Source organism: Deltaproteobacteria bacterium (genome assembly GCA_019308905.1).
In the GTDB taxonomy this organism is placed as follows: Bacteria; Desulfobacterota; BSN033; order WVXP01; family WVXP01; genus JAFDHF01.
Map to the genome: position 1 here is coordinate 1 of JAFDHF010000009.1, position 13,647 is coordinate 13,647.

Below are 13,647 nucleotides of genomic sequence, written 5' to 3' on the forward strand. Positions count from 1 at the left end.
CCACCCTTACCCCTCCCCTCAACGGGAGACGAAAAGGGGAGACACCTTGTATCTTGTAAGCAGTAAACCCCGTTGTAAGCATGCGTTTGTTTACACCTCTCGTCCTACTCTGCCAATGTTTTCCGCCGATTTGTAAGCATGTAAGCAATACTCTTATATCCCCCTCTCTCTCTATAAAAACGTGTGTGAGTGTATACCTATGTTTACATGCTTACAATTAACTTCAAACGTAGAACTGGCTTCAAAAATCATGTAAGCAAATGGTATGCTTACACGCGTTTACATTGCTTACATCTGGCCTTCCGAAATCATGAAGCCCTTGCACTTCTTGTCGAAGCGAATCCGGCCCTCGGCCAAGCAGCTTTCCCACGGGTCGCCAAATTCCCTTGAGGTCATATGACTGTAATTCTTGTAGAAGCGCCGGTCTTTCCCCGGATATTTCTCGACCAGTGCTACGATCCTCCTCATCCTTTGCATATATCCATCCTGGCCTAGCTCCTCGGTAACCAGATACCGCAAATACTCTTTAAGCCCGTTCATCATCTCGATGGCTTGTTCCATTTTCCCCCGGCCTATGGTACCCTTGAGGTTGCCGTCTGAAATCTCCAGTAACATCGCCGTCTTCAGCAAGTATTCCTGGAGCCTCGCATAGGCAGGACTGAGACGGGGTTCGTGCTCGTCCCTCATCGCCTCTTTTTCGAGTTGCCGTTTCCAGTCGACAAAGGCAAGATAGCTTTCCTCACCGAGCTCGAATTCAATGCCCGTAATCTTGTCTATCGTCCTTCTAAGTCCTATCAAAACTTTGTTTTTCTCCGACTCTGGAACTCGCGGCGGCACGTCATACTGGAATTCCTTCTTCGTTTCCGGGACAAATAGGATCCTGGGGAGCAAACCGGCGAGGATGTCTCTCTCTTTGACTCGGTCGCGGATCCAGTGGGGAGTCGTCGCCCCCAGGATCGAGAGAAAGACCTCTTGAGCCCTGTAGCTCCTTTGCGCGCGTGAAGTCTTGAACACGTCCGGGCAGCCATAAAGTTCGGCAAGGTCCCCTTTAAGACCGCCTAGATATTCTCGTGAATCTATCTGGCTCAAAAACTCCCCGAACTCGTCGATGAAGACTGCGAGCACCGAATCTTTGCTCAATTCTTGGAGCAGGGCTTCAGGGGTGAATCGATCCGAGAAGACCCTGTCCTCATCGAAAGCGAAGGCCAGCCTCTTGGCGAGTTTGAGGCTGGTACTCTTGTGGGGCCAGGTGCTCGCCCCGACGAAGCAGACAAAGAGATTGGGATAGAGCCGGTCGTGACCCCACGAAACCCACGCCTGCCGGGCCACTGCAAGGCCGAGGACAGCCAACCCCCCAAACAGATGGTAAGTTACGGGGGCATCCGTTCCATGTTCGCAGTATGAAATCCAGTCATTGAGCCAACCGCTTCGTGGCATAAGAGCTCGCCAATTCGTCTGCATCTTTGTCTCCCGTTGACATTTCCAGCAGGGCTTGCTCGATCGCCAACGCGTCGAGCTTCGCCGCGATTTTCGCCAGCGCTTTGACGGTCCCGTCCAGGGTATCCATCACTTCACTCCATCGGCGTGCCTGCAAGGCCAGGAGCCTGACCGCCTCGCCGAGTGCGAGCAGACAGACTTCCAATCTCTCCTCACTGCTGGCCGTCCGCAAACTGTCGCTGTCCCAAGGGTTCATCGCAAAATCTCCTTCGCGATCCGTTCGGGCTCGCTTCCCACTCGGAACTGCTCCAGCCACTCATCGAAGTGGGCTCGCTTGACCAAGATCACGCCATCCAGCCGGTAGTACGGTAAGCCTTTCGTCCTCAACAGTTTGCGAAGGGTCCTCACCGACAACCCGCTGTAGGTCTTGAGATCCCGGAGTTTCATATACTCTCGAGCCACTGCCACTTAGGCTTTCCCCTCCCGCATCATGGGAACCACTTTCCGTCGTCGGATTTCGTCCAAAAAGTCCCGAATCTCCACCTGGGTGGGTTCCCGCCCGAACTCTTGCTCGAATTGCAGCCACCAGATCCCGACTGTGACCCCATGAAAAAATGCGAGTACCTCCGGTCGCTCCTTATCGATCATTGAAAAACCCCGCGCATCCTTTTCTTAAAGGATAGCAGCGGGGTTCCATGGGGTCACGGGAAGTCGTTAACTTCCACCAAAATTGTTGAATTATTTCAACGGCTTCCCTTGGTTCTCAGTTTCATCTCGTTAAGCAGCTTTCTGATCCTTTCGGTGAATTTCTCCCGAGCATGGCCGGCGTAGAGTTCGCCCCTGACTAACTTGTCTGTTTTTTGGGTATCGGGAGGGATCGGTACCTGGTCTTGCCTGACATTACAGGCCTCCATTTTGTCAACAAGCTCCGTCAGGGTCCACTCCCGAATGACATCTTGGTGCCTCAAAAGCCAAAAAACCATATTGGCGTTGTGTTGCCTTATCCCACGTCTGGCGACTCCCAGGGCCTTTTGGGTCACGTGGCCGGCCTTTGTGAAGGCGAGACCTAGTTTGTCTCTAGCCTCCTGGTCTCCCGCTCGCGCCTTGGCCTCCAAGACCTCGGCTCTTTCCCGGAAAAGGCTGAAGCAGATAAAATCCTTTATGGCCCTCTCCAGCGGGGGCAGGTCCTGGTCCCACATCTTTTGCCGATAGTCTAGATACTCGCGTTCAGAAATAGCTCCCTTTGCCTTATGGTACTCCAGAGTATGGTACTCTCTCTGGAGAGAGGGCATCTCATTGATATTGGTGCCGGCCCAGGCGTTGACCTCCTCCTGGAGATATTCGATTGCCAGTTGTCTGATGGTCTTTGTCATCCGTCTCACCCCCTAAAATTTGGGTGCGTATAGGGTGCAGATTCTGCCTCATTTCTACCCCATTTTGCCGCATTTTGCAAGCATAAGTTGTTGAAATCATTGAAATCACAAATCTTTTATCCGTCTCATAACCCAAAGGTCGGAGGTTCAAATCCTCCCCCCGCTATCGAGGATTTTGGGGAGTCGCGGTGATGCTGTGGCTCCTTTTTTTGTGGGTCTGATCAGACTATGGATCTGGCAATAGGGCTGTTCCACTGAGTTGGCAGGCAGCCCCACGGCTGGCATTGAGGATCGGGGTCAGACAGGCTCTTCTTCCTTGAAGGCCTTCCTGAAGAGTTCCAGGAAGTCGGCCTCTTCCATGTCTCGGGCGTTGTAGGGGGTCTTTGCAGTCTGATAGGTAACGGCCGCCAGATGGTCGAGATCGTTCCAAGACACGCCCGTCTTCCTCAAGGAGGGGATTCCCAGTTCTTTGACCAGCCCATAGACCCTGAACACGGCCTGGCGTGCCGCCTCCGGGGCGGGGGAGGAGTCCGTACCGCCGGCACCCATGGTCCATCCGATTCTTGCCAGGCGGTCCTGGGCTGCAGGTAGGTTGAATCCCATCACGTAGGGGAGGAATATGGCGTTTGCGACCCCGTGGGGCACATCAAAGATCCCACCCAAAACCTCTGCCATGGAGTGGACGGCCGCCACGCTCGCGTTGCCAAACGAGATTCCGGCAAGCAGGCTGCCGAGCATCATTGCGCTCCTCGCCTCGGGATCGTGACCCCTCTCAACAGCCTGGCCCAGGTATCCGGATATGAGCTCGATAGCGTGAAGAGCCAAGGCATCGCTCAATGGATTGGAGCAGAGGACCGTGTAAGCCTCGATCGCGTGGGTCAGCGCGTCTATCCCGGTGGAGGCCGTGATGGCCGGGGGTAAAGTGAAGGTCAGCTCAGGATCCACCAGGGCCACGGAGGGAGCCAGATTGGGTTTGCCCACGGTTATTTTCCTCTTTTTCGCCCCGTCGGTTATGACGGCCCGGTTGGTGACCTCACTCCCCGTCCCCGCGGTTGTGGGGATAGCGATAAGGGGTATTACGGGAGGGGGGAGTCTTCCAAATCCCTCGTAGTCACTTATGGTTCCACCGTGGCTGGCAACCGCTGCCACGCCTTTTGCCGCATCGAGACTGCTTCCCCCGCCGACGGCAACAATGGTATCCACCCCTTGCTCCACGGCTATCCCGGCCACGTGGTCGACCGTCTTGGCTCTGGGATTTTCCTCGACCCTGTCGAAGATCACGAAGGGGATGCCCCTTTTCTTGAGCAGCCCGGCCAGAGGGGAGACCAATCCAGCCTCAGAGACCCCGGGATCCGTCACGACCAGGACCCTCGTACCGTGGCACCTCAGGATTTCATCGGCGATTTTCTTGGAAATCCCCATCCCGTATTCCACCCGGGTTTGGAGAGAGAATGAGAATCCCTTGGCCAGATCCCCCAGGCCTGTTCCGATCATGGTCCCTCTGCCTCACCAACGAGATTGCCTTTCACGGGCAGCACGACTCGCTGCGAAAAAAGCCGATTCTTCCCTGTCTCAGTTCTTGGGTCGAGGAGTTTTTCTAGGATTACATGGAGTATGGGATCAGGCTGCTGCTCAACGCAAATCCCGGTAAGGTGCTGCTGGTGCATATTATCTACGAGTGGGGCATCGATGTGCCCTTCCCATCCCTTTCTAGTAGACCTCGAGTTCCTCTATGGTTCCACCACCGAACTGGGCGACCGTCTCCGCGGCGATGGCAAGTCCCTGCCTGAGATAGAGCCCTTCAATTCCAGGGACCCCGTAGGCATAGAAGAGAACGTTTTGCGTATCCCCCGTTACCCTGGTCTTCTCGTCTGGCCCCTGGCAGAGGCTACAGACGATCTCTCTCCCGTCCCTCAGCACGATTTCACCCGGCTTCGTGATCAGATCGCGCCCCCCCATACCATGGCATGTTTCTCCCTCCTCGGCCAGGTCCAAGGTCAAGGACCCGTCGAAACGGTCATGGTCTGCTACGGCAACGAGAATCCCCGCGCACATCTCCGCCATGAAGTGGGTATCCACCATCAGGTTGTATCTGGGGAATCCACTGTGGACCGTTCTCTTGAGATGGCCTGGCAGGGGACATTCAAAACCGAAGCGACTGAAGAATCGTTCGTACGTGTCGATACGTTCAGAGATCCGTGCAAGGGTCTCCCGTTTTCTCATCTTTCTCAGGAGTCTCCTCTTGTGCCTGTCGAAGCCGGTTGGGTTGACCGGATTTTCACATCCGGAAATCAAAGTCAACCCGAAGGGGACTCCTTCGTATTGGTCCAGATAAGCCGGAGAGATGGAAAAGGCTATGGACATGGCAGTTCCCAGGAAGTTCCTTTGGTGGCAGCTACAGAGAAACGGCCCTTCCGCTCTGAATGCCGGCCGTGCTCCTCCCGGCCAGCTCGAAGGCCTTCTTCACCGCTTGATGCTCGTCGGAAAGGACGACGATCTTCTCGTCGACCCTATCCCCTCTCTTCAGACTCCATGTAGCGATTCCCACGACAGGCACGTCGAGTTTATGGGCAAAGGCGATCTCAGAGAGGGTTCCGTAGCCGCCTCCGATGGCTATTATGGCGTCGCAAGACCGGACAAGGATGATGTTTCTGCCCTCCCCCATCCCGGTGACCACGGAAAAGGAGAGGTAGGGGTTTGCCTCCCGCCGCTCTGTGCCTGGAAGGATTCCGATGGCGGTCCCCTTTGCGGAGGCCGCCCCGCGAGCGGCTGCTTCCATGACTCCGCCCATGCCGCCGCATACAAGCACCCCTCCATTCTCTGCGATCAGCCTGCCAACCCTCTCGGCAGCCTTCCTGTTTTTTTCGTTGCAGATCCTCTCTCCGATCACACCGATATAGAGAATCATGGCTAGCCCGTGCGGGGTTTTGAGAGGTTTCAATCCCTGATAGAACAAATCCGCCCTTGCAGGGGATTACCAAGGGCGGATTATGGAGTTCTGCGTTTGCAGCTTACTTCTTGTGGCAGTTACTGCACGGGGTATACTTGGGGCCCTTGCCCTCCTTGGTATGGCAGCCTCTGCAACTGTGGGGGCTGGTCTTGCTGTGGAAGGCCTTCATTGCCGATACGGTTGCGCCCTTTTTGTGGCACTCCGCACATGACTTGGGGGTTTCCCCGGTCTTTGTCTTATGGTGGCAATCCACACAGGCGTAACTCGCGGTATGGGCCTTGTGCGGAAAGGTGACGTCCCCCTTCTTCGACTTCAAGGTCAAGACATCTGGCTGGGCCCACAGCACACCGAATAACAAGAGACTAACACCAGCTACAACAAGAACTCCCAAATTGACCTTCTTCATGGAAGCAGCTCACCTCCTTCGGGCACGTGGATTTTTCCTTTTTATAATGGGAATCGCCGGGAAAGTCAAGAAAAAATCCGGATGGTTTCCTGACTTTCGGACAACCTCTTTATCCTCGAAGCTCTGGCAGGCAGTAGGGGCTACTTCTTCCCTATCCTCTCCTTTTCCACCTGTTCCTTGGCCTTTGCCATGGCTTCGTCTTCCTTCTTTATATCCTCCAGGGTCTTGGGCTTCATTGTTTCAGGAATCGGTTCGAGGCCGTACTTCCACCTGAGGAACTGTTTCCCCGTGTGCGGATACAAAGCATAAATGAGCACGTCGAACATGTCTTTTGCCAGGTCTCCCAGTTCCTCTTTTGCCTTTTCCAACTCGGGTTCAAGTACGTCCGCAGGCCTGCAGGTTATGGGTTTTTCTCCTCTTGGGTAGCCCTTCAGGATCTTTTGCTGGACCTCCTTGTCGATGGGAACGGGTGGTCTTCCATAGAGTCCTGCAGCATAGTCCCTTGTCTGATTGGAGACCATCCTGTAACGCCCTGCCAGGACATTGAGCACCGCCTGAACACCCACGATCTGGGAGGTAGGGGTGACAAGAGGGGGGTATCCAAGATCCGCCCTCGTTCTGGGAAGCTCGGCATAGACCTCGTCTATCCTGTGGAGAGCCTTCTGCTCTCTCAACTGGTTCACCAGATTCGATATCATCCCTCCAGGAACCTGATGTTTCAGCACCTGGGTGTCGATGGTCGCCATCCTGGTCGTATTGAGAAAGTCCCTGTATTTTGGAGCAACCGTTTCGAAGTACTCGCCGAGTTTGAGGAGATGGTTCAAGTCGAGTCCTGGGTCTCTGCTGGTCCCCTCGAGAGCCACCACGAAGGGTTCCACCGCAGGTGCGGCCGTGCGCAGGGCCAGGGGAGCAAGGGCCGTGTCGATCATATCGACCCCGGCCTCAATAGCCTTGAGGTAGGTCATGCAGGCCATACCGCTGGTAAAGTGTGTATGAAGCTGGATCGGGACCCGGACGGTCTCTTTGAGCGCCTTAATGAGATCGTAGACGTCGTAGGGAGCGATCAGGCCAGCCATGTCTTTTATGCACAGGCTGTCGATCCCCATGTCCTCCAGGATACGGGCCTTGTCCAGGTAGTACTGGAGGTTGTAAACAGGCCCGCCCATCTTCCGCTCGGTAAGAGAGTAACAGATCGATCCCTGAATGTGCTTCCCGCATCTCTTGATTACTCTGAAGGCGGTTTCGAAGTTGCGCTCATCGTTGACAGCGTCGAAGACCCTGAAGATGTCAATCCCCACCTCTGCCGCCTTTTCGATAAAGGCCTCAACCACATCATCGGGGTAGTTCCTGTAGCCTACGAGATTCTGGCCTCGAAGCAGCATCTGGAATGGGGTGTTGGGCATGAGCTTCTTCAGGGTCCTGGGTCTTTCCCAGGGATCTTCGGCAAGAAAACGATGCATCACGTCAAAGGTCGCTCCTCCCCAGACCTCTACCGAGTAGAAGCCCGCCTTGTCCATCGCCTCGGCAATGGGCACCATGTCCTCGGTCCGCATACGGGTTGCCAGAAGTGACTGGTGGGCATCCCGGAATGTCAGGTCGGTAATCTTGATTGGGTTCTTCTCTTGATCTGCCATAAAGAAATCCTCCTTGGTTTGAGGGGGCTTTAACGGAGCAGGGCGAGAAAAAGGCCTGCAGCCGTCGCCGTTCCAATAACTCCGGCCACATTGGGCCCCATGGCATGCATGAGGAGAAAGTTCTTCGGATCGGCCTGCTGCCCCACCCGCTGAGAGACTCGAGCGGCCATGGGTACGGCGCTCACACCTGCAGCCCCGATGAGAGGGTTGATCTTGTCCTTCAGAAAGAGATTGAAGAACTTGGCCAGCAGGAGTCCTCCCGTGGTGCTGAAGGCGAAAGCCACGAGGCCGAGCATGAAGATGAAGACGGGTTTCGGACTCAGAAAACTCTCAGCCCTCATGGTGGCTCCCACCGAGAGGCCGAGGAAGATGGTGATGATGTTAAGCAGCTCGTTTTGGGCGGCCTTGTTGAGGCGTTCCACGACTCCGCATTCCCGAAAAAGGTTGCCCAGCATGAGCATGGCCATGAGGGGAGCGGCGTCGGGGACGAGAAGACAGATAATGCCGGTCCCGACCAGGGGGAAGAGTATCTTTTCCAGCTTCGAGACCGGCCGGAGTTGTTTCATGCGGATGGCACGTTCCTTCTTCGTGGTCAGCAGTCTCATGATAGGAGGCTGAATCAGGGGGACCATAGCCATGTAAGAGTATGCTGAGATGGCTGTAGCGCCCAGCAGGTGGGGTGCAAGCTTGGCTGTCAGATAGATGGTCGTGGGACCGTCAGCCCCTCCGATGATACCGATTGAGGCAGCCTCCGGGACCTTGAAACCGAGAAGGATGGCCCCGAAAAAGGTCACGTAGACGCCGAACTGAGCGGCAGCACCGAGCAGGAGGGTCATGGGGTTCGCGATAAGGGGGCCAAAATCGGTGAGCGCCCCGATTCCCAGGAAAATCAAAGGAGGTATAACCTCCCACTCCAGGCCGTAGTGAAAAAAGATGTTGATCAGTTCACGTTGCCCCTCCTCGTTGATGCCCATCAAGGGGGTGAAGGGGAGATTGACTATGAATATGCCGAAGCCTATGGGAACGAGAAGCAGGGGTTCGAATTCCTTCTTGATGGCCAGGTAGATAAAGGCCAATCCGATGAGCCACATAACCACATGGCCCCAGTAGAGGTGGACAATCCCGGTTTTGAGGACTATAGTATTTATGAACGACGTCTCCATGAGGGTACGGTTTCTCCTTTAATGTTTGGTTTTTTTGACCGTGCGGGCGATGGCCCCGGAGATGAGGATCGAGACCATCAGGAGGGCGAGGGCGACGAAAACGCCGGAAAAACCGAAAAGGAACACTTTGAATGCGAGATTCCACTCTGACATGGGGGGTTCTCCTTTCGCGGATGAGGGATGAAAAGGATAACAGGGTAGTTAACATATCGCATGCCAAGATTCAAGTCGTTCCTCTCGGGATTTTTCCGTGCCGGGGGGAGAGGATGGACCTGGGGAGAGGCGAGGCAGATTCTCCCAGGCTTTCCGGCTCTGGAGAACGGCGAGCAGAGAAAGTGGACCGATTTTTGCTTGACAAACCGCATCTGGGTCATATACTTATGAGTTCAAGATTTTTCGTTCCCAGGATGCAGGGAGACATCGCCGCTGGCCTTGCATAAGGTAAGGGTTGAAGATATTGCAGAGAAGGGTCTGGTCTTTCATTTCCTGGACCCGAAAGAAGAATGGGATCGGTATTTCGACGACATACCGAGGCGGCAGTTTGCCGTCGCCGAGCCCCTCGAAGCGATGATTACAGTGAGGACCTCGGGCAGGGGGGTCCAGGTCGAAGGTTGGTTCCACACGGTTCTGGGCCTCGAATGCTGCCGATGCCTCGAGGTCTTCTCGTTTCCCCTGACCTCGGAGATCGATGTCACCCTGTTCCCCGAGACGGATATAGTCCAGGAAGAAGAGATTGAACTGGTAAGTGAGGATCTGAAAGCGAGTTTTTTTTCAGGAGATGAGGTCGATCTATCTGGGCTAATCCGGGAACAGATCATTCTGAACATCCCTTTCAAACCGTTGTGCCGTGAAGACTGCCGGGGGTTGTGTCCTCAGTGCGGGGCGAATCTAAACGAGGGCGACTGCGGATGTCGGCGGGATACCGGATTCTCGGTTTTTGAGATGTTGAGAGATCTGAAACTGCAATAGAGAAGGAATACACCATGGCCGTTCCGAAGCGAAGGCACTCCAAGGCTAGGAGAGATAAACGCCGAACCCATCAGGGACTCTCTGTCCCTTCCGTCTCCCTTTGTCCCCAGTGTAACGAGCCGAAGCTTCCGCACCGAGTCTGCCGCCATTGTGGTACCTACAGGGGGAGACAGGTTCTGGAGATTAAGGAGACCTAAGCACCGCGAGTGATTTGATGGCGATTGCAGTCGATGCAATGGGGGGTGATCATGCCCCGGAAGCCATAGTCACTGGGGCGGTCTCTGCCGCTGCGGAGAGGAAAATCCCGGTGATTCTGGTGGGAGACGAAGAGCGGCTTTCGAGCCTGTTGGAGGAGGAGAAGTCGGCCTCACCCCTGGTGAGTGTTCGGCATGCCTCTGAAGTGGTTGGAATGGCTGATTCACCTTCGACAGCGGTGAGACGCATCAAGGACTCGTCGATTCGGGTTGCCTTTGACCTCCTGAAAAGAGGAGAGGCCGATGCCGTGGTGAGCGCCGGGAATTCAGGAGCCACCATGGCGGTGGCGATGTTTGTCCTCAAGAAGATAGAGGGCGTGGACAGGCCTGCTATTGTCACGTTTCACCCCACGGCGAAGGGGTTTTCCCTCCTTCTCGATGCGGGGGGCAATGTGGACTGCAAGCCCTTTCATCTGGTACAGTTCGCAATTATGGGATCGGTCTTCGCGAGCCGCGTCCTGAAGAAGGAGAATCCCCGGGTGGGTGTTTTGAGTAACGGCTCGGAGGAGGGTAAGGGCAACGAACTGACCCGTGAAGCTCACATGATCCTGAAGAGATGCGGTCTGAACTACATCGGTTTGGTGGAGGGAAGAGATATTTACAACGGCAGTGCCGATGTGGTGGTTTGTGACGGATTTGTAGGTAACGTGGGTCTCAAGATGAGCGAGGGGCTGGCCGAGGTACTGGAACGGATTTTTCGGGAGGAGATTCGGAAAAGCCTGAGGGCGAAATTGGGATATCTGCTGATAAAGCCCGTGTTCAAGGAGGTGGCCAAGAAGGGGGATTACTCGGAGTACGGTGGAGCTCCGCTTCTCGGTATCAACGGGACGTGTGTGATCTGTCACGGCAACTCCACGCCGAAGGCTATCGCAAATGCCGTGGGCCTGGCAAACAACCTGGTGGAGAGTCAGTTCAACAGGTTTCTCATGGAAGGTCTGGCCAAGAACCAGGAATTGCTCAGGCTGGGTCAGCGTCAGGTCATGCGGTTTATCGATCAGCTAAAGGGAAAGATTATCCGGTAGAGCCGTTCTTTTTTCGGATTCTGGAGGGTCCTCACAATGAGATGACGGGGGCCTGTCAGGGCCGCGGAGCGGGGATCGGAAAAATTCGAAAAGAGTGGGTTGATTGTGTGTGCTGAAAACGGTAAAATAGCGAGCTTAACTGGTGGTCATTGGAGAACGGCCGCGGGGTGAAGGTTGCGGAATTTCCGGGGCAGTGTCTCTCGCCGGAGGGAGGCCGAAGAGGGGGTAAGGTTGGTTGAGAAAGGGTACCCGGTCGTTTTCAATGAGGGCTGGTCGTGACCAAATGAGTCTTGCTGCGTTGTGAGGAGGAACCGTTGGACTATTTTCTGACTGAAGACCAAAAAATGATCCGGGATTTGGCACGAAAGGTGGCTCAGGAGAAGGTGATTCCTGTCCGGGCTGAACTTGATGAGAAGGAGGAATTCCCCGGAGAGATCATGAAAGTCTGTGCCGATGCCGGCCTTTTCGGGGTTTGCATTCCGGAGGAGTATGGAGGATTTGGGGGCGGGGTCTTTGAGAACTGCCTTGCCGTGGAGGAGATGACCAGGGGTTGTCTCGGTGTGGCCGTCAGCTATGCCGGCAGTAGTCTGGGTGCCTATCCGATCCTGGTATACGGTAGCGAAGAGCAGAAGAAGAAGTATCTTCCGGATATAGCTGCTGGAAAGCGGCTGGCAGCTTTCGGGCTTACAGAGGCGAATGCGGGGAGCGACGCAGGGGCGATCCGGACGACGGCGGTTCTCGACGGGGACGAGTATGTCCTCAACGGGACCAAGCAATGGATCACCAACGGTGGCGAAGCGGAGATCTACAGCATTATCGCTGTGACCGACAGGAGCAAGGGGCCGCGAGGGGCAAGTGCCTTTATTGTGGAGAAAGGTACCCCTGGATTCAATTTCGGCAAGAAGGAGAAGAAGATGGGGATCCGGGCCTCTGCTACCAGGGAACTGATCTTTCAGGACTGTCGGATTCCCAAGGAGAACCTCATCTCGAGGCCGGGAATGGGCTTTATTATTACGATGAAAACCTTCGACAAGACTCGTCCCGGTGTGGGAGCCCACGGGGTCGGTCTCGCCCAAGCAGCCCTGGACGAAGCAGTTCAATATGCCCGCGAGCGGGAGCAGTTCGGCCGGAAGATCATCGCTTTTCAGGCGGTCCAGCACATGTTGGCTGATATGGCAACCCTTGTCGAGGCTTCCCGGGCTCTGGTTTACTCTGCGGCCCGTTTCATAGACAGCGACCCGAAGGATTACTCAAAAATCTCGGGTATGGCGAAGGTCTTCGCCAGCGACGTAGCCATGAAGGTTACCACGGATGCGGTCCAGATTTTTGGGGGATACGGGTATATGAAGGAGTACCCGGTGGAAAAGATGATGCGGGATGCAAAGATCCTTCAGATCTTCGAAGGGACCAACCAGATCCAACGGAACGTGATCGGCCTGGCTTTGAGCAAGGAATATGCCAGTCGCCGGCGACAGAGATAACAGGGGGGCAGGGATGGACAGAGTGGCCTTCGTCTTTCCGGGACAGGGATCCCAGTATGTGGGTATGGGAAAGGACCTGTACGAGAACTTCAAGGTGGCGAGAGAGACCTTCGAAGAGGCGGATGACGTTCTCGAGATGAAGATATCGAAACTCTGCTTCGAGGGGCCTGAGGAAGAGCTCAGGCTGACGGCCAACACTCAACCCGCCATCCTGACCGTGAGTGTTTCGGCCTCAAGGGTCTTGCAGTCGGAGACCGGTGTGTCGCCGGACCTGTTGGCCGGTCACAGCCTGGGAGAGTATGCTGCTCTCGTGGCAGGAGGGGCCATCGAATTTGCGGATGCCGTGAGGGCTGTGAGAGCTCGCGGGCAGTTCATGCAGGAGGCGGTTCCAGTGGGAGAGGGAACCATCGGCGCCCTGCTGGGGCTCGATGACGCCGCGGTGAGCGGGATCTGCGAAGAGGCGGCTCAAGGAGAGGTGCTTACACCGGCAAACTACAACTGCCCCGGGCAGATCGTTATCTCCGGCCACACAGGAGCGGTTACGAGAGCCATCAAGCTGGCCAAGGAGAGGGGGGCCAAGAGGGCCGTCCTTCTCCCTGTAAGTGCGCCCTTTCACTCTCCTCTCATGGAGCCTGCAGCGAGGCGGCTCAAAGAGGTTTTGGAGAGCATTACGATAAGAGATCTTCAGGTTCCGGTTGTGGCTAACGTGGATGCAAAGCCGAACATTTCCCGGGAGCGGATAAGAAAGCTGCTGATTCAGCAGATAAGCGCGCCTGTTCGTTGGGAAGAATCGGTGCGGCTCATGATATCGAGGGCTGTCAGGGGATTCATTGAGCTGGGGCCCGGCAGGGTGCTGCTCGGGTTGCTCAAACGTGTGGACGGAACGGCGAGATTGGCCAATGTCGAGGATACCGAGAGCCTGAACAAGACGAAGTCAATCCTGGAGGGGACCGCGTAG

The 13,647-nt window shown here is 55.5% G+C and carries 16 protein-coding genes; 6 read left to right on the forward strand and 10 right to left on the reverse strand.

Annotation, left to right across the window (positions count from 1 at the left end; translation table 11 throughout):
- Positions 1–288: 288 nt before the first annotated feature.
- From JRJ26_05140 to JRJ26_05185, 10 genes are all read right to left on the reverse strand, one after another.
- A complete protein-coding gene (locus JRJ26_05140) occupies positions 289–1,437 on the reverse strand; it encodes a DUF3987 domain-containing protein (GenBank protein MBW2056863.1) in 1,149 nt (382 codons plus the stop codon).
- On the reverse strand, positions 1,412–1,693 hold the full coding sequence (locus JRJ26_05145; protein MBW2056864.1) for a hypothetical protein: 282 nt from the start codon (positions 1,691–1,693) through the stop codon (positions 1,412–1,414). Before JRJ26_05145 ends, JRJ26_05140 begins: the two co-directional genes overlap by 26 nt.
- The gene (locus tag JRJ26_05150) at positions 1,690–1,905 is read right to left on the reverse strand and encodes a helix-turn-helix domain-containing protein (protein MBW2056865.1); all 216 of its coding nucleotides are present in this window, start codon (positions 1,903–1,905) and stop codon (positions 1,690–1,692) included. Before JRJ26_05150 ends, JRJ26_05145 begins: the two co-directional genes overlap by 4 nt.
- Before the next feature lie 275 nt (positions 1,906–2,180).
- The gene (locus tag JRJ26_05155) at positions 2,181–2,810 is read right to left on the reverse strand and encodes a hypothetical protein (GenBank protein MBW2056866.1); all 630 of its coding nucleotides are present in this window, start codon (positions 2,808–2,810) and stop codon (positions 2,181–2,183) included.
- Positions 2,811–3,107: 297 nt separating this feature from the next.
- Positions 3,108–4,304 (reverse strand): iron-containing alcohol dehydrogenase, encoded by a 1,197-nt coding sequence (locus JRJ26_05160; protein MBW2056867.1) that lies wholly within the window; start codon positions 4,302–4,304, stop codon positions 3,108–3,110.
- A gap of 216 nt (positions 4,305–4,520) precedes the next feature.
- On the reverse strand, positions 4,521–5,033 hold the full coding sequence (locus JRJ26_05165) for a hypothetical protein (protein MBW2056868.1): 513 nt from the start codon (positions 5,031–5,033) through the stop codon (positions 4,521–4,523).
- A gap of 172 nt (positions 5,034–5,205) precedes the next feature.
- The gene (locus JRJ26_05170; GenBank protein MBW2056869.1) at positions 5,206–5,718 is read right to left on the reverse strand and encodes a TIGR00725 family protein; all 513 of its coding nucleotides are present in this window, start codon (positions 5,716–5,718) and stop codon (positions 5,206–5,208) included.
- 103 nt (positions 5,719–5,821) lie between these two features.
- On the reverse strand, positions 5,822–6,166 hold the full coding sequence (locus tag JRJ26_05175) for a cytochrome c3 family protein (protein ID MBW2056870.1): 345 nt from the start codon (positions 6,164–6,166) through the stop codon (positions 5,822–5,824).
- Between the two features lie 140 nt (positions 6,167–6,306).
- Positions 6,307–7,800 (reverse strand): pyruvate carboxylase subunit B, encoded by a 1,494-nt coding sequence (locus JRJ26_05180; GenBank protein MBW2056871.1) that lies wholly within the window; start codon positions 7,798–7,800, stop codon positions 6,307–6,309.
- A 29-nt stretch (positions 7,801–7,829) separates the two neighbouring features.
- Positions 7,830–8,963, reverse strand: coding sequence for a sodium ion-translocating decarboxylase subunit beta (locus JRJ26_05185; GenBank protein MBW2056872.1), 1,134 nt, complete (start codon positions 8,961–8,963; stop codon positions 7,830–7,832).
- 173 nt (positions 8,964–9,136) lie between these two features.
- Between JRJ26_05185 and JRJ26_05190 the strand changes: the two genes are divergently transcribed.
- The 6 genes from JRJ26_05190 (at position 9,137) to fabD (ending at position 13,647) form a co-directional block, all read left to right on the forward strand.
- Positions 9,137–9,403: a hypothetical protein gene (locus JRJ26_05190; GenBank protein MBW2056873.1), complete on the forward strand. Its 267-nt coding sequence runs from the start codon at positions 9,137–9,139 to the stop codon at positions 9,401–9,403.
- Entirely contained in the window at positions 9,396–9,932 is a 537-nt protein-coding gene (locus JRJ26_05195; protein ID MBW2056874.1) for a DUF177 domain-containing protein, read from the forward strand. Before JRJ26_05190 ends, JRJ26_05195 begins: the two co-directional genes overlap by 8 nt.
- A gap of 14 nt (positions 9,933–9,946) precedes the next feature.
- Complete coding sequence (gene rpmF, locus JRJ26_05200; protein MBW2056875.1) at positions 9,947–10,129, forward strand: 50S ribosomal protein L32; 183 nt, start codon at positions 9,947–9,949, stop codon at positions 10,127–10,129.
- A 17-nt stretch (positions 10,130–10,146) separates the two neighbouring features.
- Positions 10,147–11,208 (forward strand): phosphate acyltransferase PlsX, encoded by a 1,062-nt coding sequence (plsX, locus tag JRJ26_05205; protein MBW2056876.1) that lies wholly within the window; start codon positions 10,147–10,149, stop codon positions 11,206–11,208.
- Between the two features lie 314 nt (positions 11,209–11,522).
- Positions 11,523–12,689, forward strand: coding sequence for an acyl-CoA dehydrogenase family protein (locus tag JRJ26_05210; protein MBW2056877.1), 1,167 nt, complete (start codon positions 11,523–11,525; stop codon positions 12,687–12,689).
- 13 nt (positions 12,690–12,702) lie between these two features.
- A complete protein-coding gene (gene fabD / locus JRJ26_05215; protein ID MBW2056878.1) occupies positions 12,703–13,647 on the forward strand; it encodes an ACP S-malonyltransferase in 945 nt (314 codons plus the stop codon).